Origin of the sequence: Streptomyces sp. NPDC088387 (assembly GCF_044753385.1) — a bacterium.
GTDB lineage: Bacteria > Actinomycetota > Actinomycetes > Streptomycetales > Streptomycetaceae > Streptomyces.
In genome coordinates this window covers 401,330-423,673 of record NZ_JBIVNC010000002.1, presented here as the reverse complement: position 1 = coordinate 423,673, position 22,344 = coordinate 401,330, and the positions used below count along the sequence as shown (strand labels likewise).

General features: G+C 72.3%; 21 protein-coding genes. 7 read left to right on the top strand and 14 right to left on the bottom strand.

Features of this window, described 5'->3' with window-relative positions; genetic code table 11:
• Window positions 1–20 precede the first annotated feature (20 nt).
• Window positions 21–1,223 (top strand): ROK family transcriptional regulator, encoded by a 1,203-nt coding sequence (locus ACIQAC_RS06575; RefSeq protein ID WP_402187647.1) that lies wholly within the window; start codon window positions 21–23, stop codon window positions 1,221–1,223.
• Here the strand turns inward: ACIQAC_RS06575 and ACIQAC_RS06570 are convergent.
• A complete protein-coding gene (locus ACIQAC_RS06570) occupies window positions 1,206–2,468 on the bottom strand; it encodes an MFS transporter (protein ID WP_402187646.1) in 1,263 nt (420 codons plus the stop codon). The genes ACIQAC_RS06575 and ACIQAC_RS06570 overlap by 18 nt on opposite strands.
• 84 nt (window positions 2,469–2,552) lie before the next feature.
• Window positions 2,553–3,146: a TetR/AcrR family transcriptional regulator gene (locus ACIQAC_RS06565; RefSeq protein ID WP_402187644.1), complete on the bottom strand. Its 594-nt coding sequence runs from the start codon at window positions 3,144–3,146 to the stop codon at window positions 2,553–2,555.
• A gap of 61 nt (window positions 3,147–3,207) precedes the next feature.
• Here ACIQAC_RS06565 and ACIQAC_RS06560 point away from each other — a divergent pair, with 61 nt between their 5' ends.
• On the top strand, window positions 3,208–4,104 hold the full coding sequence (locus ACIQAC_RS06560; protein ID WP_402187643.1) for an oxidoreductase: 897 nt from the start codon (window positions 3,208–3,210) through the stop codon (window positions 4,102–4,104).
• Between the two features lie 20 nt (window positions 4,105–4,124).
• Here ACIQAC_RS06560 and ACIQAC_RS06555 read toward each other — a convergent pair whose 3' ends face one another.
• From ACIQAC_RS06555 to ACIQAC_RS06535, 5 genes are all read right to left on the bottom strand, one after another.
• The gene (locus ACIQAC_RS06555; RefSeq protein ID WP_402187641.1) at window positions 4,125–4,412 is read right to left on the bottom strand and encodes a DUF1905 domain-containing protein; all 288 of its coding nucleotides are present in this window, start codon (window positions 4,410–4,412) and stop codon (window positions 4,125–4,127) included.
• 79 nt (window positions 4,413–4,491) lie between these two features.
• Window positions 4,492–5,670 carry a DUF418 domain-containing protein gene (locus ACIQAC_RS06550; RefSeq protein WP_402187639.1) on the bottom strand — a complete coding sequence of 393 codons (1,179 nt, stop codon included), beginning with the start codon at window positions 5,668–5,670 and terminating at the stop codon, window positions 4,492–4,494.
• 134 nt (window positions 5,671–5,804) lie between these two features.
• Window positions 5,805–6,095 (bottom strand): zinc-ribbon domain-containing protein, encoded by a 291-nt coding sequence (locus ACIQAC_RS06545; protein ID WP_402187637.1) that lies wholly within the window; start codon window positions 6,093–6,095, stop codon window positions 5,805–5,807.
• 154 nt (window positions 6,096–6,249) lie between these two features.
• Window positions 6,250–8,463 (bottom strand): catalase/peroxidase HPI, encoded by a 2,214-nt coding sequence (gene katG, locus ACIQAC_RS06540; RefSeq protein WP_402187636.1) that lies wholly within the window; start codon window positions 8,461–8,463, stop codon window positions 6,250–6,252.
• Window positions 8,464–8,494: 31 nt separating this feature from the next.
• A complete protein-coding gene (locus ACIQAC_RS06535) occupies window positions 8,495–8,944 on the bottom strand; it encodes a Fur family transcriptional regulator (protein ID WP_402187634.1) in 450 nt (149 codons plus the stop codon).
• A gap of 249 nt (window positions 8,945–9,193) precedes the next feature.
• Between ACIQAC_RS06535 and ACIQAC_RS06530 the strand changes: the two genes are divergently transcribed.
• Window positions 9,194–10,168: an XdhC family protein gene (locus tag ACIQAC_RS06530; protein WP_402187632.1), complete on the top strand. Its 975-nt coding sequence runs from the start codon at window positions 9,194–9,196 to the stop codon at window positions 10,166–10,168.
• A gap of 117 nt (window positions 10,169–10,285) precedes the next feature.
• Here the strand turns inward: ACIQAC_RS06530 and ACIQAC_RS06525 are convergent, their stop codons facing one another.
• From ACIQAC_RS06525 to ACIQAC_RS06515, 3 genes are read right to left on the bottom strand one after another with little or no spacing between them, the layout of a single operon-like run.
• On the bottom strand, window positions 10,286–10,822 hold the full coding sequence (locus ACIQAC_RS06525) for an NUDIX hydrolase family protein (RefSeq protein WP_402187631.1): 537 nt from the start codon (window positions 10,820–10,822) through the stop codon (window positions 10,286–10,288).
• Window positions 10,823–10,837: 15 nt separating this feature from the next.
• The gene (locus ACIQAC_RS06520; RefSeq protein WP_402187629.1) at window positions 10,838–11,995 is read right to left on the bottom strand and encodes an amidohydrolase family protein; all 1,158 of its coding nucleotides are present in this window, start codon (window positions 11,993–11,995) and stop codon (window positions 10,838–10,840) included.
• A gap of 1 nt (window position 11,996) precedes the next feature.
• Window positions 11,997–13,400, bottom strand: a complete 1,404-nt coding sequence (locus ACIQAC_RS06515; RefSeq protein ID WP_402187627.1) for a glutamine synthetase — start codon at window positions 13,398–13,400, stop codon at window positions 11,997–11,999.
• Window positions 13,401–13,584: 184 nt separating this feature from the next.
• On the opposite strand from ACIQAC_RS06515, the gene ACIQAC_RS06510 reads away from it, so the two are divergent.
• Together ACIQAC_RS06510 and ACIQAC_RS06505 are read left to right on the top strand one after the other, a co-directional pair.
• Window positions 13,585–14,466 (top strand): Cof-type HAD-IIB family hydrolase, encoded by an 882-nt coding sequence (locus tag ACIQAC_RS06510; RefSeq protein ID WP_402187626.1) that lies wholly within the window; start codon window positions 13,585–13,587, stop codon window positions 14,464–14,466.
• Between the two features lie 75 nt (window positions 14,467–14,541).
• Complete coding sequence (locus ACIQAC_RS06505) at window positions 14,542–15,783, top strand: amidohydrolase (RefSeq protein ID WP_402187625.1); 1,242 nt, start codon at window positions 14,542–14,544, stop codon at window positions 15,781–15,783.
• An 18-nt stretch (window positions 15,784–15,801) separates the two neighbouring features.
• On the opposite strand, the gene ACIQAC_RS06500 is transcribed toward ACIQAC_RS06505, so the two are convergent.
• Complete coding sequence (locus ACIQAC_RS06500; RefSeq protein WP_402187623.1) at window positions 15,802–16,614, bottom strand: SAM-dependent methyltransferase; 813 nt, start codon at window positions 16,612–16,614, stop codon at window positions 15,802–15,804.
• 195 nt (window positions 16,615–16,809) lie between these two features.
• Between ACIQAC_RS06500 and ACIQAC_RS06495 the strand changes: the two genes are divergently transcribed.
• Window positions 16,810–17,586 carry a sulfite exporter TauE/SafE family protein gene (locus tag ACIQAC_RS06495; RefSeq protein WP_402187622.1) on the top strand — a complete coding sequence of 259 codons (777 nt, stop codon included), beginning with the start codon at window positions 16,810–16,812 and terminating at the stop codon, window positions 17,584–17,586.
• 42 nt (window positions 17,587–17,628) lie between these two features.
• The gene (locus ACIQAC_RS06490; RefSeq protein ID WP_402187620.1) at window positions 17,629–18,387 is read left to right on the top strand and encodes a cobalt-precorrin-6A reductase; all 759 of its coding nucleotides are present in this window, start codon (window positions 17,629–17,631) and stop codon (window positions 18,385–18,387) included.
• A 386-nt stretch (window positions 18,388–18,773) separates the two neighbouring features.
• Here the strand turns inward: ACIQAC_RS06490 and ACIQAC_RS06485 are convergent, their stop codons facing one another.
• The 3 genes from ACIQAC_RS06485 to ACIQAC_RS06475 form a co-directional block, all read right to left on the bottom strand.
• Complete coding sequence (locus ACIQAC_RS06485) at window positions 18,774–20,855, bottom strand: MDR family MFS transporter (RefSeq protein WP_402187619.1); 2,082 nt, start codon at window positions 20,853–20,855, stop codon at window positions 18,774–18,776.
• A gap of 79 nt (window positions 20,856–20,934) precedes the next feature.
• Window positions 20,935–21,708, bottom strand: coding sequence for a precorrin-6A synthase (deacetylating) (gene cobF, locus ACIQAC_RS06480; RefSeq protein WP_402187618.1), 774 nt, complete (start codon window positions 21,706–21,708; stop codon window positions 20,935–20,937).
• Between the two features lie 64 nt (window positions 21,709–21,772).
• Window positions 21,773–22,309 carry a DUF309 domain-containing protein gene (locus ACIQAC_RS06475; RefSeq protein WP_402187616.1) on the bottom strand — a complete coding sequence of 179 codons (537 nt, stop codon included), beginning with the start codon at window positions 22,307–22,309 and terminating at the stop codon, window positions 21,773–21,775.
• Between the last annotated feature and the right edge of the window lie 35 nt (window positions 22,310–22,344).

Sequence of the window (22,344 nt, the reverse complement as noted above, 5' to 3'; positions counted from 1 at the left end):
GGAGAACTGCGTTGACCACCATGACGGGGAGCACCGAGAAGTCCCTCATCCGGCGCGGCACGAACCTGCCACGGGTCGGTGACTTCAACGAGTCCGTGATCCTGGACGCCATCCGCCGCCATCCCACCGGGCTCAGCCGGGTCGAACTCGCCCATTCCACCGGGCTGTCCGCGCAGACGGTCTCCAACATCACCCGTCGCCTGCTCGACCAGGGCCTCGCCCGCGAGTCGGGCAAGCGCAGCACCGGCAGCGGCAAGCCCCGCACCCTCCTGGAGATCGTCCCCGCCGCCCGCTACGCCGTGGGTGTGCACCTGGACCCGGCGGTCATCACCTGTGTCCTGGTGGATCTGCTGGGCACGGTCGTCGCGCAGCGCAGCGAGGGCACCCCGAGCGGCGGCGACACCGACGGGACGGTCGCCGACATGGCCGCCTCGGTGTCCGCGATCGTCGCGGAGTCCGGCGCCGACCGGGAGCGGGTGCTGGGCCTGGGGATCGCCGCGCCGGGGCCGATCGACGCCACCGCCGGCTGGGTCGTCGACCCGCCCGAGCTGCCCGGCTGGGGCCGCTACCCGCTGCGCGACAAGCTCAGCGCGGCCACCGGTTTCCCCGCGCTGCTCGACAAGGACGTCACGGCCGCCGTGGTCGCCGAGCGCTGGACCGGCGCCGCCACCGACAGCCGCAACCTGCTCTTCTTCTACCTCGGCACCGGCTCCGGCATGGGCCTGGTCGTCGAGGACACCGTGCTGCGCGGGGTCTCCGGCAACGCGGGCGAGGTCGGCGGGCTCGGCGCGGCCTGCTCGACCCGCACCCTCGTCGAGGAGGCCGTCGCCCTGGGGGTGCTCGGCGCCGAGTACACGGTGACGAACCCGGCCGACGCCCAGCGCGGACTGGAGCGGTTGGCCGAGCTCGCCGCCGAGGGGGAGGCCGCGGCGGACGGCATCATCGAACGGCTGGCGATCCGGATCGGCCGGGGCGTCTGCGCGGCGGCCACGCTCCTCGACGTCGACACCGTCGTCTTCGGCGGACCGACCTGGCAGCTGCTCGCCGACCGGCTGCTGTCCACCGTGGAGCCGATGGTCGCGCGGTCCCCCTTCGTGAAGCCGACCCACCCGACGACCGTCGTCTCCACCACACTCGGCGAGAACGTCGCCGCCGTCGGAGCCGCGTCCCTCGTCCTCGACCGGGCGCTCTCCGCCCAGCCCAGATCACTCCTGCTGGGCTGACCCCACCCGCTCCGGTTCCGGTGGCCGCGCCCGTCCGCCGCCGGCGACCAGCAGCGCGCAGGCCACGGCACCGAGCACCACCGTGGCCACACCCGAGGCGGCGAGTGTCGTACGGGGTCCCAGCGCGCCGGTGAGCGGGCCGCCCAGGGCGGTGCCGAGCGGGGCGGCGGTGAGCAGCGCGGCGCTGCGGGCGGCGAGCATCGAGGCCAGGTGCTCCGGCGGTGACGTGGCCTGCATGAGCGTGACGGACAGGGCGACGAACGGCCCGTAGATCGCGCCGCCGAGCGTGAAGGACATCAGGGTGACGGCCGTCGGCACGTCGAAGGCGAAGGGCAGCAGCGTCAGCCCCCAGCCGACCACGATGGCGACGGTCACCGGCCACAGCGGCAGCTGCCGCAGCGCGCCGACGGTGAGCCCGCCGAGCACCGCGCCCACGCCGAACAGCGCCCAGTACAGACCGAGCAGGGTGCCCGGCGCGTGCAGGTCGTTGGTCACATGCAGGGGCAGGGCGACCTCGACCGGGCCGTACAGCAGGTTGAAGAACCAGGTGAGGGTGAGCAGGCCGAGCAGTTCGGGGTGGGAGCGCAGCAGCGCGAACCCGCCGCGCGCGGCCTTCCCGTCCACCGGCGAGGCGTCCCCCGACGCGGGCAGCCGCAGCCGCGCGACGAGCACGGCGAGGAAGACGTACGTCAGCGCGTCCAGACCGAGCACCAGTGCCGAACTCATGTACGTCACCAGCACACCGGCGATCGCGGGCCCGGCGATCGTGGCACCGAAGTTCAGCGAACCGACCAGCGTGTTCGCCGCGAGCCGCTGTCTCTCCGGCAGCAACTCGGCGAGCAGGGTGTACTTGCCCGCGCTGCCCCACGCGTGCAGCAGTGAAGACCCCGCGAGCAGCACGACGTAGAGCGGGGGTGTCAGCAGTCCGGCGGCCCAGACGAGCGGGACCGCGCCCAGGAAGACCCCGCGGACCACGTTGTCCACGAGCAGCAGCCGCTTGGCCGGCACCCGGCGCAGCCGGCGGCCGAGCACCAGCGCGCCCACCACACCGGGCAGGGTGTACGAGGCCACGGCGGCCCCCACCCAGAGCCCCGCGGTCCCCTCCGGCGCGAGTTCGATGGCCAGCCACGCCACCGCGACGAAGCTCATCCCGTCGCCGAGGTAGGAGACACCGAAGCCGAGGATCAGCCGCCGGAAGACCGGGTTGGCGAGCACCGGCCGGTAGGCGACGGGAACAACACGCATCCGGCGATGATGCCGCCGGGACCGGGCGGGTGTCAGCCGCCGGGGCCCGCTCCTCAAGCGGAGCTCAAGGCCGCGGGGGTGCCGTCAGCGAGGGCGCAGCCCGTTCAGGAGGGTGGTGACCGTGCCGGTCACCAGCTCGTCGAGCGGGCGCTCGCCGTGCATACCCGTGGCCGCGAGCACGGTCAGGCCCTGGAGCAGCGCCAGCAGCGTCATGTCGGCGCGGCCACCGGTGTCCGGGTCGATGTCGCCGCGGGCCCGCGCCTCGGCCAGCAGCCGCAGGGGCGCCGCGAAGGCCCGGTCGTTGGCGGCGCGCAGCCGGTCGTCGGGCGCCTCGCTCTTGGGCCGGTGCATCAGTCCCAGCAGCGCGCGGTGCTCGACGCCGAACGCCACATAGGTCCGGGCGAAGACGGCCAGCCGCTCCGCGAAGTCGCCGTCGGAGTCGTCCAGTGCCGTGTCCAGCCGCCGCCCCAGCCGCTCGAAGCCCTCCTCGGCCAGAGCGTCGAGCAGTGCGCCCTTGTCGGCGAAGTGGCGACGCGGGGCGCCGTTGCTGACACCCACGTCGCGGGCCAGTTCGCGCAGGGAGAGGCCTTCGGTTCCGCGTTCGTCGAGGACGAGCTCGGCCTGCCGCAGCAGGGCGCTGCGCAGGTTGCCGTGGTGGTAGGGGCGGGCCGTGGTCATGGCCTCACCCTATCCCCATGTACCCATTGACTACAATGTAACCGGTGAATACATTGGGGTCATGACCAGCTCACCCCACACCGCCCCCTTCACGGCCGAGGACCTCCCGCCGCAGACCGGACGCACCGTGATCATCACGGGCGCCGGCGGCGGGCTCGGCCTGGAGACCACCCGCGCGCTCGGCCTCGCCGGGGCGCACGTGATCATGGCCGTACGCGATGTCCCACGTGCCCGGCGGACGGCCGGGCAACTGCCCTTCGGGGCGGACGTACGCCCTCTCGACCTCGCCGATCTCGCGTCCGTGCGCGCGTTCGCCGCCTCCGTCGACCACCCGGTCGACATCCTGATCAACAACGCGGGGGTGGCCAACGTGCCCCTCGGCAGGACCGCGGACGGGTTCGAGACCCACTTCGGCACCAACCACCTGGGGCACTTCGCCCTCACCAACCTGCTGCTGCCGCGGATCACCGACCGTGTGGTCACCGTCGCCTCCAACGCGCACCGCGGCGCCCCGCCGGACCTCTCCGACCCCGACTGGGAGCACCGGCCCTACCGTTCGTCGGCCGCGTACGCCCGCTCGAAGCTCGCCAACCTGCTGTTCACGCTGGAACTGCAACGCCGTCTGACCGCGTCCGGATCCACCGTGCTCGCCCTCGCCGCACACCCCGGCGCCGCGACGACCGGCCTCAACCGGCACCTCGGACCCGCCATGAAACTCGTGGCGGCGGTCGTCGGCCGGTTCGTCATGCAGAGCGGCGCCGACGGCGCCCTGCCCACCCTCTTCGCGGCCACCCGGCCCCTGGCGGGCGGGAGTTACGTCGGCCCGGACGGCCGTGGTGGCCGGCGAGGCCGCCCCGCACCCGTGTCCCGCAGCGACGCGGCCCAGGATCCGGCGCTGGCCGCCGAGTTGTGGACGCTCTCCGAACGCCTCACCGCCACGGCGTTCCCGCTCGGCTGACGCGCACGGCGCGCGGCCGGCTACAGGCGGACGGTCATCTCCACCGTCACGTCCGTGCCCGCCGTCAGCCCCCGCGGCTTTCGGACGGCGTCCTTCAGCGGCACGAGACAGCCGCCGTCCTTGGGGAACAGCGAGGTCTCGAAGGTGGTCCCGCCGATCCGGACCCGCACCGGGACCATGCCCCAGCCGTAGGTGGCCGCCGCGGCCACCTCACGGATGTCCGCCGACTCGTCGTGCGGCACGGGCACGAAGTAGTACGGCGCGGGCCCACGCCACTCGACCACGCGACCGGAGAAGACGAGCTCCACGACGACCCTCCGGATCTGCGGGGACGGACCGGGACACGGGCCGGCCTACAAAGGGGACCGGCCGGCCCACGAGCGGGCCTCAGCGGCGCAGTGCCCAGCGCTGCACCGACTCCAGCGGGCCGTGGGAGAAGCGGCGCAGCCACAGGGAGGCGCCGCCGACGAGGATCGCGCAGATCACGGCCCACAGGCCCATCACCCACCACGGCCCGCTGCCCGCCCGGCTCTCCGCCAGACCGAGTCCGATGCCGTAACAGGCCAGCATGCACAGGGTGTTCTGGAGGACGTAACAGGTCAGGGCGGTACGGCCGACGGCGCTCAGTCCGCGGGTCGCGGCGCCGGGCACCCGGGCGCGGTCCAGCAGGACACCGATCAGGCCGAGATAGCCCAGGGCCACGACCGGCGCGGCCACATAGCGGCCGAGGAAGAACAGGTCCTCGCCGCCCAGATACAGGGCCGCGTTGAGCGGGAGGCCGATGCCCAGACCCCAGCACGCCAGCCGGGCCCGCAGCAGCCGCCCCCGGTCGGTCGCGCCGAACACCCCGGCCCGGTAGAGCCGCACACCGAGCAGGAAGAGGAAGAGCAGCAGACCGAACGAGATCACCGGCTCCATCCGCAGCGCGATCGCGTTCTCCAGCCGGAAGGAGATCTGGTCGAGCCAACTGCCGTGGGCGTAGATCTCCACCGTCGCGGCGGAGGCGCCACGGTGTTCGTCGGCCGGGTCGGCGAGCAGTGCGAGCGTGATGACCGCCATCACCAGCACATGCAGGCTGACCGAGACCCGCATGACGATCCGGCGCCGCCGCTCCGAACGCACCAGCAGCCGGGCGGCCAGCAGCGCGGTGAGCGCGTACCCCATCAGCACGTCGAAGCCGAAGACCAGCACGAAGTGCACGGTGCCCTCGGCGAACAGGAACAGCGCCCGGGGCCGGTAGCCGCGCGGCCACGCCGTGCCCCGCCGCTTCGCGGAGTCGTACTGGATGGCGAGGCCGACGCCGAACAGGATCGTCAGCAGGGACAGGAACTTGCCGTCCGCGAGGAACCGGAACAGCGCCTCGGCCGGCTGCTCGAAGGGATCCGCGACGGGCGCACCCTGAAGGAACGCCCACTCCGAGCCGGGTGTGGCGAAGATCCAGACGTTCGTCATCAACGTGCCGAGGATCGCGACCCCGCGCAACACGTCGAGCAGGGGCATCCGGCCCCGCGGTGCGGCGATGCCGGTACCGGCGGTGTCCGTGGAGGTGCGCAGACTCTCGGTCATACCACCAGCGTTCCGGCCTTCCGGGCCGCTCTCGTCCTGCGCGTGGACGAGAGCGCACTGCATCCTTCGATGCAGCCGCATCGCCGCGGCATCAACCCGGCGTCACCGTCGGGTCCGTGGCGCCGGCCCGGCGGTCAGGTCTGGTACGGCTGCTGCTGCGGCTGTCCGTACGCCGGCCCGGCCTGGCCGTTCGCGGCCTGCGTCTGCAACTGCTCCGCCTGCTCCCCGGTGATCTTCTGCTCGGCGCCGCAGAAGGTGCACTGCGTGCCGTACTTCGTGGAGACCGGGAACAGCGGGACGAAGAACAGCGTGAACTTGGTGACCCGCTTCCTGAGCGTGTGCGCCGCCGGGTTGCCGCAGCTGCCGCAGACCAGCGTCAGGATCGCCAGCTGGTACAGGTATCCCTTGGTGCCGAAGATGATCATGTTGGACCTTCCCACGCCGGTGTCTACAGGGACAACTCGTCCGGGCACCTCCGCCGTTCCCGGACACCGGCCCGGAACACGAAGTCCGGGCGACCCGTGGGGGCCGCCCGGACTTCATACCGCCCGGACCGTGTGGTGCCGGTGGGCGGAGGGATCAGACGAGGTCGTAGCGGTCCAGGTTGGAGACCTTGACCCACGCGTCGACGAAGTCCTTCACGAACTTCTCCTTCGCGTCGTCGCTCGCGTAGACCTCGGCCAGCGCGCGCAGCTCCGAGTTGGAGCCGAAGACCAGGTCGGCACGGGTGCCGGTCCACTTGACGGCACCCGAGGCGTCACGGCCCTCGAAGGTCGTCTGGTCCTCGGAGGTCGACTTCCACGAGGTGCCCATGTCGAGCAGGTTGACGAAGAAGTCGTTGGTCAGCACACCGGGGGTCTCGGTGAGGACACCGTGCGTCGAGCCGCCCTGGTTGGCCCCCAGGACCCGCAGACCGCCGACGAGCACGGTCAGTTCGGGGGCGCTCAGCGTCAGCAGGTTCGCCCGGTCCAGGAGCAGGTACTCGGCCGGCAGCCGGTTGCCCTTGCCCAGGTAGTTGCGGAACCCGTCGGAGGTCGGCTCCAGCGCGGCGAACGACTCCGCGTCCGTGTGCTCCTCGGTGGCGTCGACCCGGCCCGCGGTGAAGGGGACCTCCACGGCGACACCGGCGTCCTTGGCGGCCTTCTCGACCGCGGCGGCACCGCCGAGGACGATCAGGTCGGCCAGCGAGACCTTCTTGGCGCCCGAGTTGAAGTCGGCCTGGACACCCTCCAGGACCCGCAGGACCTGCGCGAGCTGGTCGGGGTCGTTGGCCTCCCAGCCGCGCTGCGGCTCCAGGCGGACCCGGGCGCCGTTGGCGCCGCCGCGCTTGTCGCTGCCGCGGAACGTCGAGGCCGACGCCCACGCGGCCGAGACGAGCTGCGAGACGGTCAGGCCGGAGTCGAGCAGCCTGGCCTTGAGAGCCGTGACGTCGGCGGCGTCGATGGTCTCGCCCTCGGCCTGCGGCAGCGGGTCCTGCCACAGCATGGTCTCCGCGGGGACCTCCGGGCCGAGGTACAGGGACTTCGGGCCCAGGTCACGGTGGGTCAGCTTGTACCAGGCGCGGGCGAACGCGTCCGCGAACTCGGCCGGGTTCTCGTGGAAGCGGCGCGAGATCTCGGCGTAGATCGGGTCGAAGCGCAGCGACAGGTCCGTCGTGAGCATCGTCGGGAGCTTCTTCTTCGACGCGTCGTGCGCGTCGGGGATGATCGCCTCGGCGTCCTTGGCCACCCACTGGTTGGCGCCGGCCGGGGACTGGGTCAGCTCCCACTCGTAGCCGAAGAGGATGTCGAAGAAGTCGTTGCTCCACCGGGTCGGCTTCGTGGTCCAGGTGACCTCCAGGCCGGACGTGATCGCGTCGCCCGCCTTGCCGGAGCCGTGGGTGGACTTCCAGCCCAGGCCCTGCTCCTCCATGGAGGCGGCCTCGGGGTCGTTGCCGACCGCGTCGGCCGGGCCGTTGCCGTGGGTCTTGCCGAAGGTGTGGCCACCGGCGATGAGGGCGACGGTCTCCTCGTCGTTCATCGCCATCCGGCGGAACGTCTCACGGATGTCGCGGGCCGCGGCCAGCGGGTCCGGGTTGCCGTTGGGGCCCTCGGGGTTGACGTAGATGAGGCCCATCTGGACGGCGCCGAGCGGGTTCTCCAGCTCACGGTCGCCGGTGTAGCGCTGGTCGTCGAGCCAGGTGGTCTCGGGACCCCAGTACACGTCCTCGTCGGCCTCCCAGACGTCGGCACGGCCGCCGCCGAAGCCGAAGGTCTCGAAGCCCATCGTCTCCAGGGCGACGTTGCCGGTGAGGATCAGCAGGTCGGCCCAGGAGATGGACTGGCCGTACTTCTTCTTCACGGGCCACAGCAGCCGGCGGGCCTTGTCCAGGTTGCCGTTGTCCGGCCAGCTGTTCAGCGGGGCGAAGCGCTGCTGGCCCCGGCCGCCACCGCCGCGGCCGTCGCTGATGCGGTAGGTGCCCGCGCTGTGCCAGGCCATCCGGATCATCAGCGGGCCGTAGTTGCCGAAGTCGGCCGGCCACCAGTCCTGCGAGGTGGTCAGCACCTCGGCGATGTCCTGTTTCACGGCCGCGAGGTCAAGCGCCCCGAACGCCTCGGCGTAGTCGAAGTCCGCGCCCAGCGGGTTCGCGACGACCGGGTCCTTGGCCAGGATCTTCAGGTTGAGCCGCTCCGGCCACCACTGACGGTTGCCGCCGCCCTGGGTCGGGTGCGCGGCCCGGCCGTGCGCGACGGGGCAGCCCCCCTCGCCGTCCGTCTTGGCGTCGGTGACGATCGCATCGGGGTTCTCAGCCATGGGAATCCTTCCGAACTTTCTGGATCACTGCTCAGGAACTGCTGGGGGTGGAAGACGAGGGGGTGGAACAGGCGGGGCACAGGCCCCAGTAGATGACCTCGGCCTCGTCGATCGTGAAACCGTGGTCGTCCGAGGCGTCGAGACACGGGGCCTCGCCGGTCGCGCAGTCGACGTCGACGACGACCCCGCACGAGCGGCACACAAGATGGTGGTGGTTGTCGCCGACGCGTCCCTCGAACCGCGCCGGGCTGCCGGCCGGCTCGATACGGCGTACGAGTCCCGCCGCCGTGAGCGCGTGCAAACCCTCGTAGACGGCTTGCAGGGAGATGTGGCCGACGCGGTCGCGGACCCCCGAGGCGATCGCCTCGACCCCGAGGTGGGCACCGCCGCGGACCGTCTCCAGGAGCGCGACGCGGGCGGCCGTCACACGCAGGCCTGCACCGCGCAGCTCCTCGGCGGGGGTGGGGGGAGGTGCGGTCACGACGCCAAACCTAACCGCACAAACCCGAGGGATTCAAGAAAACAAGTCGTTCAAGCTTTGTACGTCGTCCAGAAACGTCTGGTTGACGCTCGCGATGTTTGTCACCGATCAACGTGTATGTCAAGGAACTGCCTGATAAAGCCGGTATGCGCGGCGTCGCCCCGGAGCCTGTGGTCGGCGCGCACGACCTCACTAGACTCCAGGTCACCGGCCGTCGGGGCCGGCACCGCAGCGAGGAGGGCCGCGATCATGCGCGAGTTGGCCGGGACGGCACGGCGGTGGGCCGCCGAGGGGCGGGCGGCGGTACTGGCGCGACCGCTGACCGAACAGGGCTTCGGACCCCGGCGGCCGTCCGACGCGATCCTCGTCGGCGCGGACGGGACGGTCGTCGGGAGCCTGTACCGGGGCGCGTTCGACACGGAGTTGGCCGCGGAGGCGGCCGCCCTGCTGGCCGAGGGCGGCACCGCCCGGGTGTGCGCGGTCGCCGTGCACGGCGAGCGGGTCGCCGAGGCGCGGCTGACCTGCGGCGGACAGGCCGAGGTGCTGCTTCAGCCGCTGGGCGCGGTCCCGGCCCGCTGGTGGGACTTGATGGCCGACGGCGCCGAGGCGGCGCTCGTGACCCGGCTCGACGGGGACCGGGCGGACGCGGTCAGCGCGGTCGTGACACCGGCGGGACGAGGCGGGGAGACGCGGGACGTCGTCCCCGGACCGGCGCTCGACCAGGCCCGCGACCTGCTGGACCGGCACCGCGCGGGACGCGAGACGCTGGCCGCCGAGGACGGGCTGCTGCTCGTCGAGGCCTGCCCGGCCGTCCCGCACCTGATCGTCGCCGGCGGCGGTGAGCTGGCCGAGCTGCTCGCGGCCCAGGCGGCGCTGCTGGACTGGCGGTGCACCGAGGCGCACACCGCGCAGGACGTCCGGAAACTGATCGCCGAACGGCCGGCCGCCGCCTGTCTGGTCGTCCTCAGCCACGAACCCGATCTCGACGTCCCCGCGCTGCGCACCGCCCTGGCGTCCGGTGTGCCCTACGTCGGCGCGCTGGGCTCCCGCCGCACCCAGGCGCGCCGGACCGCCGCGCTCGTGGAGGCGGGCGTCGGCGAGGACCTGCTGACCCGTGTCCACGGCCCGATCGGCCTGGACATCGGCGCCCGCACCCCCACGGAGACCACCCTGGCCATCTGCGCGGAGATCCTGGCCGTCCTCCGCACCGACACCACGACGTGACACCGGGACGCTCTCCCGGCCCGACCACCCGTGACGGAAGGCCTCCGGGGAGGTACGGCCGGCTCCCCGGCCGGTCTCCCCGGCCGGACGAAACGGTCCTCCAGAAGGGCCGAAGGACTACAGCGCCACGCCGACATGGGCGAGGGCCTGCTTCAGCAGAACGCCGTGGCCACCCGGCATCTCGCTGTGCAGAGCCTCGGACGCCGCTTCCTGCGGGGTGAACCAGACCAGGTCGAGCGCGTCCTGCCGGGGCCGGCAGTCGCCGGTGACCGGGACGACGTAGGCCAGCGACACGGCGTGCTGACGCGGGTCGTGGTAGGCCGTGACGCCCTGGGTCGGGAAGTACTCCGCGACGGTGAACGGCTGGAGCGAGGACGGCACACGGGGCAGGGCCACGGGGCCGAGGTCCTTCTCCAGGTGGCGCAGAAGCGCGTCACGGACCCGCTCGTGGTGCAGCACCCGGCCGGAGACCAGGGCCCGGCTGACCGTGCCGTCGGGCCCGATGCGCAGCAGCAGGCCGACACTGGTGACCTCGCCGCTGTCGTCGACGCGCACCGGCACCGCCTCGACGTAGAGGATCGGCATCCGGGCGCGGGCCATCTCCAGCTCGTCGGAGGAGAGCCAGCCTGGCGTGGTATCGGTCAAGTCAGACATTGGCTGATCATACTTTCAGGTGTTGTCGGAAAACCGGTAGATCCGGTGAGCGTTGTCCCGGCCCGCCCATCGGGCGATCCGCAGCGCGTCCGCAGCGCTCATCTCGTCGGCGTCCACCCGGTCCTGGAACAGCTCGGCCAGCCCGCGCCGGAAGGCGAGCGCGCCGAGATGGTAGAACTCGGCCAGCCCGAAGGCGTCCGAGCTGTACAGCAGCTTGCGGAACGGTGTGATCTCCAGCGCCTCCTCCAGTACCGCACGGGCCCTGACCGGACCGACGTGGTGCAGGGTGAGACCCACGTCGAGGTACACCTGCTCGAACACCGCGGCCAGATAACCGGCCTGCCGCTGGTACGGCCAGCAGTGCAGAAGCAGCACGGGAATCGTGCCAGAGGTCAGATGCAGCCAGTCGGTCAGGTGGGTGGGATCGACCCGGTGCATCCGGATGTCGTTGTCGCCGAACCCGGTGTGCAGTTGCAGCGGCAGCCCCAGATCGACCGCAGTCCACAGCAGGTGCCGGACCAGGACCGGGTCCTCCAGCCGCCCGCCGCGCGCCAGCCACCGCCGGGCCGCCGCGGTGACCCGCCGGTCGTCGGGGCGCGCCGGGTCCAGGTCGAAGCCGGTGCGGTACGCGGCGACCGACTTCACGGCCACCACACCCGGCCGTCTCACCGCGTCCAGCGCGGCGGCCCGGAAGGCGTCGGCGTACTGGCCGGCCTCGACCCCGCCGGCCACTACCGCCTCGGCGACACTCTCCAGCCGTACGACCTCGTGGGCCACCGCCTGTCCGCCCGCCGCGGCGGCCAGGGCGTCCGGCGGGGTGAGCCGGTCGGGCGCGTACCCGGTGTCGACGCAGAACACCCCGGTCCGCGCGGCGGCCAGGAAGCGCCGGTTCACCTCCTCGGCGCCCAGCTCGGCGCGCCGCCGTACGTACTCCTCGGGCGGCGCGTGACGCTCCAGGCCGAGCAGCGGGGCGCAGTACCGGCGGACGGCCGTACCGACCGGGGTGTCGAAGGGCGAGACGCCGGGCCAGGGTTCGCCCTCGGTGAGCAGACCGGCGAACTCGTCCGGGCCGAGGGGGCCGGTGACGACCCCGTGGCAGTGGTGGTCCACCAGCGGCAGCGCGTCCAGCGCCGCACGCACCGCCCCCGTCGCGGCGTCTCCCGTGATCGCCATGTCAGTACTTCCAGCGGTAGGCCGCCGCCACCCGCTCGTCGTCGAGGCCGTCCACCGCCGCGATCTCGCCCTCTCGTACGGCGGTCACCGCGTCGGCGAGGACCGGCCCGAGCGCGGCGCGCAGCACCTCGTCCTCGCGGAACTCCGCGACGGCCTCCGTCAGCGAGACCGGCAGCCTGCGCACGCCCCTGGCCCGCGCCTCGGCCGCGTCGAACCGCACCGGGTCGCCGGTGATCTCCTCCGGCAGTACGGCGGCGGAGCCGATCCCGTCGAGCCCGGCGGCGATCGCGCAGCCGAGGGCGAGATACGGGTTGGCGGCCAGGTCGACCGGTTTGACCTCCAGGTTCGCGGCCCGTCCACGCTGTCCTGCGGTGCCGGTGACCACCCGCAGCCCGGCCTCCCGGGTCTCACGGCCCCACGCGGTGAACACCCCGGCCCACTGAGAGGGCTTGAGCCGCAGATAGCTGGCCGGGCTGGGTGCCGTCACGGCGGTCAGACCGGGCAGATGGGCGAGGACACCGGCCGTGAAGGACTCGGCCCCGGCCGTCATGCCGTACCGGCGGTCACCGGTGCCGTGCAGGTTCTCGCCGCCGTACCACGCGGACAGGTGGAGATGGCCGCCGTTGCCGACGCCCTGGGCCTGCACCACCGGGGCGAACGACACCTTCAGACCGTGCCGCGCGGACACCGCCCGGATCGTCTGCCGGACCAGCACACTGCGGTCGGCCGCCGCGACCGGATCCAGCGGCGCCACCGACAGCTCGAACTGCCCGGGCGCGTACTCGGGGTGGAACTGCTCGACGTCCAGCCCCTGCGCCGCGCACGCCGCCAGCAGATCGGCCGCGTAGTCGCTCAGCCCGACCTGCCGGATCGCCCCGTACGCCGGACCGGACACCGCCGGTACGAAGGTGTCGTCCGGCGCCGCGCCCAGGCCGACGGCCCACTCGATCTCGATACCCGCGAGGAAGCCGAGCCCCTCCTCACGCTCCGCCCGGTCCACGAGCCGGCGCAGGAAGGTACGGGAACACCCCGGGTGCGCCGCGCCGTCCTGTGTGATCCGGTCCACCGGCGCCCACGCCCAGCCGGGCTGCGCCGACAGGACCGTCAGCCGGTCGAGGTCCGCGTAGAGCCGCAGATCGCCGTCGGGGGAGCCCAGGACGTCCGTGGTGACGATGGCGTCGTTCGCGAGGAACGTGTCGAACACCGGCGACATCCCGACGCCCCACGCGGCGGCCGCCGCGAGCTTGCCCGTCGGGACCGTCTTCACCCGGCACACGCCCGCGGTGTCGACGTAGGCGAACACGACTCCGTGCACCCCGCGGCCGGCCAGCTCGGAGGCCAGGGCCACGGCCCGCTCCACCTCCCCGGGACGGCCACCGGGGACGGGATCGGCGAGAGGGGTCATACGTCCTCCTGGATGGCCGGCGCGTCCACCTGGGCGGGCCCGATCGTCGTCGCCATTGTGCCGCGCGCATGATCGGCTGTCCCGGGAATGGGCGAGCGACGCCCCAGGTAGGGTGGACGGCCGTACCCGGAACGAACAGTTGTCCACGGCCCGTCCGGGGGCGGCACCCCACAGGAAGCGGTCCATGCCCCACTCCCACCCGACCTCGCCCCTGCGCACCCCGTCCGAGGCCGAGGCCGCGGGCGGTCCCGCCGACATCCGGCTCGTCGTCACCGACATGGACGGCACGCTCCTCGACGACGACAAGCAGGCCCCGCCGCAACTGTGGCGCGTCCTGGAACTGCTGCGCGAGCGGGGCGTGCTGTTCAGCCCGGCGAGCGGGCGGCAGTACGCGACGCTGGCCCGCGAGTTCCGCGGCGTCGAGCAGGGCATGCTGTTCATCGCCGAGAACGGGACATACGTGGTCCGCGACGGCGAGGAGCTCAGCTCCGACCCGCTGCACCCCGACGTCAGCGCCGGCGTCGTCCGCGCGGTACGGGAGCTGGTGGCGGACGGTGTGGACGTGGGCGCCGTGGTCTGCGGCAAGCGGTCCGCGTACGTCGAGCGCACCGACGAGGCCTTCCTGGCGGAGATCCGCAAGTACTACATCGAGAACGAGTCGGTCGAGGACGTCACCGCCGTCGACGACGAGATCCTCAAGGTGGCCATCTTCGACTTCGGCGCCGTCGAGCGGGCCACCGCCCCGGCCCTCGCGCCCTTCGCCGGCACGCACCAGGTCGTGGTCACCGGCGAGCACTGGGTCGACGTCATGAACAGCACCGCCAACAAGGGCGCCGCGATCCGCCGCCTCCAGAGCGAACTGGGCATCACACCCGCGCAGACCATGGTCTTCGGCGACTACCTCAACGACCTGGAGATGATGGACACCGCCGACTGGTCCTTCGCCATGTCCAACGCCCACCCGCAGATCGTGGCGCGCGCCCGCCACCTCGCGCCCTCCAACAACGACAACGGTGTGCTGCGCACGGTCGCGCGGGTCCTGGGGCTGCCGGGCCTGGACCTGTAGTCCGGGTGGTGGAGGGAGTTCCGGGGCAGGATGTGCAGCGTGGTTGCGTCCACCCTCCCGTGAGAAGGAAGCAGCATGAGCGAGCCGGCCTCCGTCGCCCGACTGACCAGGGACCTCACCTCCGCACTGCTCCCCGCCGACCTCGAGGCCTTCTACCAGGACCTGCACCGCCACCCCGAGCTGTCCTTCCACGAGCACCGCACCGCCGCGAGGCTCGCCGAGCGGCTGAAGTCGGCCGGCTACACGGTCACCGAGGGCGTCGGCCGCACCGGCGTGGTCGGCGTCCTCGCCAACGGCGACGGGCCGGTGGTGGGGCTGCGCGGCGACATGGACGCCCTGCCCGTCCGGGAGGCCACCGGTCTCGCCTACGCCTCTACCGTCGACGGCGTGATGCACGCCTGCGGCCACGACCTGCACGTCACCTGGCTGACGGCCGCCGCCGAGATTCTCGCCGCCGCCCGCGAGACCTGGTCCGGCACGGTCGTGGTGATCGGCCAGCCCGCCGAGGAGAGCGGCGGGGGAGCGCAGACCATGGTCGCGGACGGGCTGCACGAGAGATTCCCGCGCCCCGACGCCCTGTTCGGCCAGCACGCGGCCCCCGGCCTCGCCGGCTTCTACCCGCACACCCCCGGCCTGACGATGTCCGCCGAGGTCGAACTGGACGTGGTGGTGCACGGTGTCGGCGGCCACGGCTCACGCCCGGAGTCGACCGTCGACCCGGTGGTCACGGCCGCCCACATCGTCACGCGGTTGCAGAGCGTCGTCGCCCGCGAGGTCGCCGCGAAGGACTCCGCGGTGCTGACGGTGGGGCAGTTCCACGCCGGAACCAGACACAACATCATTCCCGCGGAGGCCCGTCTCGCGCTGAACCTGCGCACCCAGGACGACAGCGTGCGCGCACGGGTCCTGGCGGCCGTCGAGCGCATCGTGCGGGGCGAGTGCCAGGCGGCCGGATGCCCGGTCCCGCCGGAGATCACCGTCCACCCCGGCTTCCCGAACACCGTCAACGACAAGGCACTCGACGAGGAGATCGCCGCCGTCCACCGCGAACTCCTCGGCCACGACACTGTGTTCGACTTCGGCCCCACGATGGGCAGCGAGGACTTCTCCCTGCTCGCCCCGGCCGGCGTCCCGTACGACTACTGGTACGTCACCACCACGGCCGCCGACGTGTGGGAGGCGGCGCCCGGCGACTCCCTCACCGAGAAGTTCGCCAACGTGCCCGGCAACCACAGCCCGCACTTCGCCCCCGACCTGTCCGTGCTGGTGCCGGGGGCGCGGACGCTGGTGTCCGCGGCGCTGAGCCGCCTCACCTGAGGGGCCGCTCGGGCGAGGTCAGGGCTTGCGGCCGACCGCGCCGTACAGCGACACCGGACCGTTCCCGATGTCCGACTCGTCCTCGGCCAGCTCCGGATGCCAGGCGGGCAGCGCCACCACCCCCGGCTCCAGCACCTCAAGTCCCTTGAAGAAGCTGCCGAACTCGGCCTGGGAGCGGGCGACGAGCGTGACACCGCCGGCCGTGTACGCCTCGATGCCGCGCTTCACGTTGTCCGGCTCGAAGTCAGCGGTCAGCGCGGACAGCACCAGGAAACTGCCCGGCGCCAGCGCTTCGACCAGCGTCCCCACCATGTCCTGGGCGCCGTCGTCGTCCGCGATGAAGTGCAGCAGCGCGATCAGGGACAGCGCGACCGGACGGTCCAGGTCCAGGACGCGGGCGGCCTGTTCGAGGATCCGGGCCGGCTGGCGCGCGTCGGCCTGGAGGTACTCCGTCGCCCCCTCCGGGGTGCCGCTCAGCAGGTCGGCCGCGTGGGCGAGGACGATCGGGTCGTTGTCGACGTAGACGACCCGGGCCCCGGGTGTCACCGACTGGGCGATCTGGTGGAGGTTGGGCTCGGTCGGAATGCCGGAGCCGATGTCAAGGAACTGGCTGATTCCCTGCTGTCCCGCGAGCAGCCGGGTGGCCCGGTGCATGAACCAGCGGTTGGCGCGGGCGGCCCGCGGGGCGCCGGTGTCGATGGACATGATCTGGTGGCCGAGCTGCTCGTCGACCGGGTAGTTGTCCCTGCCGCCGAGGAACCAGTCGTACACCCGTGCCGGGTGCGGCCTGGTCGTGTCGATCAGCGGGCCGGTCGGCTCGGTCCCGGTCACAAGGCGCTCCTCTGCTCAACTGCTCCACACGGCCGCCCGCTCGGGCGCCGGACGCAGTCTGGCACGACGGTGCGGCGGGACGGAGTCGGTCTTCGGCCACCCGCCGACTGTGGCCGACGCCACGTCCGCGCAGGGGCCACGTGCCGAGACACTCCTTACGCCGCGCAGATGCGTGGGCATAGCATCGGTGTCCGCATGGACACGATGACGCTCTGGCACATCACCGGCTGGGAGTACGCCGCTCTCGCCTTCGCCGCGCTGCTGGTCGGTTTCTCCAAGACCGCCGTCAGCGGGGCCAACACGGTCAGCCTCGCCGTCTTCGCCGCCGTACTCCCCGCCCGCGCCTCCACCGGGATCCTGCTGCCGGTACTCATCGCCGGGGACGTGCTCGCCGTCCTCAGCTACCGGCGGCACGCCCACTGGCCCACCCTGTGGCGGCTGTTCCCGGCGGTCGGGGCGGGTGTCCTCGTCGGGACCGTCTTTCTCCTCTGGGCCGACGACGCGCAGGTGCGCACCTCGATCGGCGCGATCCTGCTGCTGATGGCCGGCGTCACCGTCTGGCGGCGGCGCAGGGAGGCCGATCGGGAGGCGGACCCGGACGAGATCACCACCCGCGCGGGCAAGGTGAAGGCCCGTTCGTACGGGGTCCTCGGCGGCTTCACCACCATGGTCGCCAACGCGGGCGGCCCGGTGATGTCGATGTACCTGCTCTCGGCGGGTTTCCGGAAGCTGGGCTTCCTGGGGACGTCGGCCTTCTTCTTCCTGATCGTCAACGTCTCCAAGGTGCCCTTCAGCGTGGGGCTCGGGCTGATCGACGGACGGTCGCTGCTGCTCGACGCGACGCTCGTGGTGTTCGTCGTGCCCGGCGCGTTCATCGGCAAATGGGCCGTGAACCGGATCAACCAGCGTCTGTTCGAGCAGCTGGTGATCGGCGCGACGGTCCTCGGCGGGCTCCAGTTGCTGCTGCGCTAGGACCCGGCCGTGGCGCACATCGGGGTCCCGTACCCTCGCCCCATGTCCCCGCACATCCTCGTCCTCGGCGGCACCACCGAGGCCCGCGAGCTGGCCGCCGAGCTGGCCGCGCGGCCCGGTGTACGGGTGACCACCTCGCTGGCCGGCCGGGTCGCGCGGCCCGGCGCCGTCGCGGGGGAGCTGCGGGTCGGCGGGTTCGGCGGCGCGGACGGACTCGCCTCATGGCTGCGTGAGCACCGGGTGGACGCGGTCGTGGACGCCACCCATCCCTTCGCCGAGTCGATCACGGCGAACGCGGCGCGGGCCTGTGCGGAGGCCGGCGTTCCGGCCGTGGTGCTGCGACGGCCCGGGTGGGAGTCCGGTCCCGGGGACCGCTGGCACCACGTTCCCAGCCTCGACGCCGCCGCCGACCTTCTTCCGGGGCTCGGCCGCCGAGTGCTGCTGACCACCGGCCGCCTCGGTCTCGCCGCCTTCGCGCGGCTGACGGACACGTACTTCGTCGTACGGTCGGTGGATCCGCCGGAGCCGCCGATGCCGCCGCACACCCAAGTCGTGCTTGCGCGCGGTCCGTTCGGGGTGCCGGAGGAGTGCGCGCTGTTGCGGCAGCACCGTATTGACGTGGTGGTGACCAAGGACAGTGGGGGAGTGGCTACTGCCGCGAAGCTGACCGCGGCGCGTGTGCGGGGGTTGCCGGTTGTTGTTGTTCGGCGGCCGCCGGTGCCGGTGGGGGTGGGGGTGGTGCCGGATGTCGCCGCGGCGGTGGCGTGGCTGGGGCGCGGGGCGGTGTTGGAGGGGGGATGACTTGTGCTGCTGTGGGTGGGAGGGTGCGGGCTCGTTGTGGGTTTCGCGCAGTTCCCCGCGCCCCTGATGGGGTGGTTCGTCGCCCGCGGGTTCGTGGTGGGTTTCGCGCCCGCGCGGTGGAGCCGCAGGTTGATACGGTCCCGCGCCCCTGATCGGGTGGTTCGTCGCCTGCGGGTTCGTGGTGGGTTTCGCGTCCACGCGGCGGAGCCGCAGGTTGATACGGTCCCGCGCCCCTGATGGGGTGGTTCGTCGCCTGCGGGTTCGTGGTGGGTTTCGCGCCCGCGCGGCGGAGCCGCAGGTTGATACGGTCCCGCGCCCCTGATCGGGTCGCATGTCGCCCGCGGGCTCGTGGTGGCCGGGCGGTTGGGATTTGATGACCTGGCCGGTCAGGTTGTTGGGGCCTTGGGCTTGGTGAGTTGGCGGGTGCGGGTGGGGACCGTCTGGCTCAGGTCTTCCACCAGGAGGCGTTTGGCGATGGTGTCCACGGCCGCGCGGAGGGCCTGGCCCTCGGGGCGGCCGATGTCCTCGCGGACCCGGTCCTTCAGCCAGGTGCCCCAGGCCTCGCCGATGACATGGGCCTCCCGCTCGCCGGCCGCGGTGTGCGACAGCAGTGAGCCGTCGCGGGTGAGGTAGCCCTCCTGGACCATCCGGTCGAAGACGGGCAGCAGTACCTCGGGCGGCAGACGGTGGCGGGCCGAGATCAGACCCAGGCTGGAGTGGCCGACGAGCCGCGTGAACATCCCGACCTGCATGACCGCCCACGCGCCCGCCACGTCGAGCCGGGTGTCCGAGTCGCGCAGCAGACGGCGTGCGGTGTCCTCGTCGGTGCTGCCGATGATGCGGCCGACGGACGCCTCCAGGACACGTTGTGAGTCCGCGTCGGCCGGCTGCGCGAAACCGTCGCCCATGTCCGTCGAGGACAGCCGGGCGCTGTCGCGCAACTGGACCTGTTTGAGGAACAGGGCGACGACGAAGCCGATCACCGCGACCGGCACGGCCCACAGGAACACCATCTGAAGGGTGTCCGCGTACGCCTCGACGATGGGTCTCGCAGTGCCGGCGGGCAGCCCGTGCAGGCCCTCGGGGCTGCTCGCGGCCTTGGCCAGGGTCGCCGGATCGGTGGTGCCGGAGGCCGCGGCGGACTCGACGCCGTCCCGCAGGTTGGGCGTGAGCGAGTTGGTGTAGATCGTGCCGAACACGGCGGTGCCGAACGAACTGCCCAGCGTACGGAAGAAGGTGACGCCGGACGTGGCGGTGCCCAGGTCGGTGTAGTCGACGGTGTTCTGCACGGCGATCGTCAGCACCTGCATGCCCAGACCGATGCCGGTGCCCAGCACGAACATGTACAGCGACTCCAGCCAGGCGTTGGAGCCCGGCCCCATCAGGGACATCAGATACAGCCCGACACCCATGACCAGCGTGCCGACGATCGGGAAGACGCGGTAGTGCCCCGTCTTACTGACGACGTTGCCGCTGAACACCGACGCGATGAGCAGGCCGATGACCATCGGCAGCGTGCGCACCCCGGAGAGCGTCGCCGAGTCGCCGTCGACGTACTGGAGATAGGTCGGCAGATACGTCAGCGCGCCGAGCATGGCGAAGCCCACGATGAAGCTGAGGATCGAGCACACCGTGAACACCGGGTTGGCGAACAGCCGCATGGGCAGCATCGGTTCGGCCGCCCGCGTCTCCACCCAGCAGAACAGCCCGAGCGCGATCACCCCGCCCACGAACAGTCCGATGATGACGCCGGAGCCCCACGCGTACTCGTTGCCGCCCCAACTCGTCGCGAGGATCAGCGCGCTGGCCCCCACCGCGACCAGCGCGATGCCGAGATAGTCGATGACCGGCCGGGACGCCGACTTCACCACCGGGATGGTGCGGGCCGCGGCGACGACCACGAGGATCGCGATCGGTACGTTGACGTAGAACGCCCAGCGCCAGGTCAGATGGTCGGTGAACAGCCCGCCGAGCAGCGGCCCGATGACCGTCGCCACACCGAACACGGCGCCGATCGCGCCCTGGTACTTGCCGCGCTCGCGCAGCGGGATCACGTCGGCGATCAGCGCCATCGCGGTCACCATCAGACCGCCGGCGCCGATGCCCTGCATACCGCGCCAGGCGATCAGCAGCGTCATGTTCGAGGCGAGGCCGCACAGGAACGAGCCGGTGATGAACACGATCGCGGAGACCTGGAAGACCACCTTGCGGCCGAACAGGTCACCGAACTTGCCGACCAGGACGGTCGCCACGGTCTCCGCGAGGAGATAGGCGGTGACCACCCACGACATGTGCTCGGCGCCGCCCAGGTCCGACACGATCGTCGGCAGCGCGGTGCCCACGATGGTCTGGTCGAGGGCAGCGAGCAGCACACCGAGCATGATCGTCACGAACACGACGTTGCGCCGACGGGAGTCGAGCACCGGCGGCTGGGCTGCGGGCGGGGCGGTTTCCGCGGCGACTGTCACGCGGCCACGATCACACCGCGGCGGCGCACGCGCACGCGGGAGGGGGCCGCTCGTGTGTCCCCGGGCCCGCCTCAGTGCCTCAGTGCTCGCCGGGCTTGCGTCTCAGCAGATACGTGTCCATGATCCAGCCCTTGCGCTCCCGGGCCTCGGCGCGCAACCGCTCGATACGGGGCGCGGCCTCGGCGATCGGCCCGGAGTCCAGGATCTCGTCCGGTGTGCCGAGGTACGCGCCCCAGTAGATGTCGATGTCCTGGTCGGCGTACCGCCGGAAGGCCTGGTGGGCGTCGAGCATCACCACCACGTCGTCCACCCCCTCGGGAAAGCCCTCCGCGAGCCGTCGGCCCGTGGTGATCTGCACCGGACGCGCCACCCGGTTCAGCCCCGTGCGGTGCCGGGCGACCAGGGCCGAGACACTGCTGATGCCGGGCACGACGTCGTACGTGAAGGTCACCTCGCCGCGGGCCAGCACCTCCTCCAGGATCCCGAGCGTGCTGTCGTACAGCGCGGGATCCCCCCAGACCAGGAACGCGCCGCGCTCGTCCTCGCCCAGCTCCTCGGCGATCAGCCGCTCGTAGATACCGGCGCGGGCGCTGCGCCAGTCACCGACGGCCGGTGAGTACGCCGCGCCGCCCGCGCGCCGGTCCCGCTCCGGGTCCCGCGCCTCCACGACCCGGTAGCCGCCCTCCGGTATGTGCGCCTCCAGCATGTCGAGGCGCACCTGTGTGAGGTCGGACTTCACCTCGCCCTTGTCGAGGAGGAAGAACACGTCCGTGCTGCGCAGCGCCCGGACCGCCTGGAGGGTGAGCTGCTCGGGGTCGCCCGCGCCGATACCGATGACATGAATCTCTCGCACACCCCCGAGTCTGCCGTACCCCACTGACAGTGACGTCGGCGGCCGTACCGACCGGGAGCCGCCGCTATCGGCCGCGCAGCCCCGGCGCCCGCGCCGCCGCGTCCACCTTCGCCGCCCCGTGCTCCACCTCGGCCGCCAACTCCCGTGCCCAGTCGGCCAGTCCGCCGAGCTCCATCCCATAGGGCCGCGCCCGCCCGGTCCCGGCCGCCCACTCCTCGATCACCCCGGCGCCGCGGCGCAGCAGCCGGGCCCCGCCGGTGGGGTTGCCGCGCGCGGAGTGGGTGAGGCCCACGGCGAGCTGGGCGAGGCCGCGCCACAGCGTGCGCTCCTCGTCGGGCCCCGACTTCCACGCGTCCTCGAACACCTCGTGCGCGTGGAACGGCTTCCCGGCGTCCAGCAGCGCCTGCGCCTCGACCACCGTCTCCTCCGGTGTCCGCACCAGGCCCTCGGGCTGCCGCTCCACCCCGTCCGTGCCGTACGGCAACGGCCGCCCGAGCCCGTCACGCGGCCGGGCGTTACGGGCCCGGCCGTCCTCGTCCCGGTCCCGCGCGTCGGGTTCCACGTGCCGATCAGTGCGCTCCGTACGTTCCCTGCCGTCCATACGCCGATTGTCCGCCCCGGCCGCTCCGGGCGGGT

What these genes read in the sequence shown, in the direction of transcription:
- ACIQAC_RS06575 (WP_402187647.1), top strand. Translation starts at nt 21, where the DNA reads ATGACGGGGAGCACCGAGAAGTCCCTCATCCGGCGCGGCACGAACCTG.
- ACIQAC_RS06570 (WP_402187646.1), bottom strand. Translation starts at nt 2,468, where the DNA reads ATGCGTGTTGTTCCCGTCGCCTACCGGCCGGTGCTCGCCAACCCGGTC.
- ACIQAC_RS06565 (WP_402187644.1), bottom strand. Translation starts at nt 3,146, where the DNA reads ATGACCACGGCCCGCCCCTACCACCACGGCAACCTGCGCAGCGCCCTG.
- ACIQAC_RS06560 (WP_402187643.1), top strand. Translation starts at nt 3,208, where the DNA reads ATGACCAGCTCACCCCACACCGCCCCCTTCACGGCCGAGGACCTCCCG.
- ACIQAC_RS06550 (WP_402187639.1), bottom strand. Translation starts at nt 5,670, where the DNA reads ATGACCGAGAGTCTGCGCACCTCCACGGACACCGCCGGTACCGGCATC.
- ACIQAC_RS06545 (WP_402187637.1), bottom strand. Translation starts at nt 6,095, where the DNA reads ATGATCATCTTCGGCACCAAGGGATACCTGTACCAGCTGGCGATCCTG.
- katG (WP_402187636.1), bottom strand. Translation starts at nt 8,463, where the DNA reads ATGGCTGAGAACCCCGATGCGATCGTCACCGACGCCAAGACGGACGGC.
- ACIQAC_RS06530 (WP_402187632.1), top strand. Translation starts at nt 9,194, where the DNA reads ATGCGCGAGTTGGCCGGGACGGCACGGCGGTGGGCCGCCGAGGGGCGG.
- ACIQAC_RS06525 (WP_402187631.1), bottom strand. Translation starts at nt 10,822, where the DNA reads ATGTCTGACTTGACCGATACCACGCCAGGCTGGCTCTCCTCCGACGAG.
- ACIQAC_RS06520 (WP_402187629.1), bottom strand. Translation starts at nt 11,995, where the DNA reads ATGGCGATCACGGGAGACGCCGCGACGGGGGCGGTGCGTGCGGCGCTG.
- ACIQAC_RS06515 (WP_402187627.1), bottom strand. Translation starts at nt 13,400, where the DNA reads ATGACCCCTCTCGCCGATCCCGTCCCCGGTGGCCGTCCCGGGGAGGTG.
- ACIQAC_RS06510 (WP_402187626.1), top strand. Translation starts at nt 13,585, where the DNA reads ATGCCCCACTCCCACCCGACCTCGCCCCTGCGCACCCCGTCCGAGGCC.
- ACIQAC_RS06505 (WP_402187625.1), top strand. Translation starts at nt 14,542, where the DNA reads ATGAGCGAGCCGGCCTCCGTCGCCCGACTGACCAGGGACCTCACCTCC.
- ACIQAC_RS06495 (WP_402187622.1), top strand. Translation starts at nt 16,810, where the DNA reads ATGGACACGATGACGCTCTGGCACATCACCGGCTGGGAGTACGCCGCT.
- ACIQAC_RS06490 (WP_402187620.1), top strand. Translation starts at nt 17,629, where the DNA reads ATGTCCCCGCACATCCTCGTCCTCGGCGGCACCACCGAGGCCCGCGAG.
- ACIQAC_RS06475 (WP_402187616.1), bottom strand. Translation starts at nt 22,309, where the DNA reads ATGGACGGCAGGGAACGTACGGAGCGCACTGATCGGCACGTGGAACCC.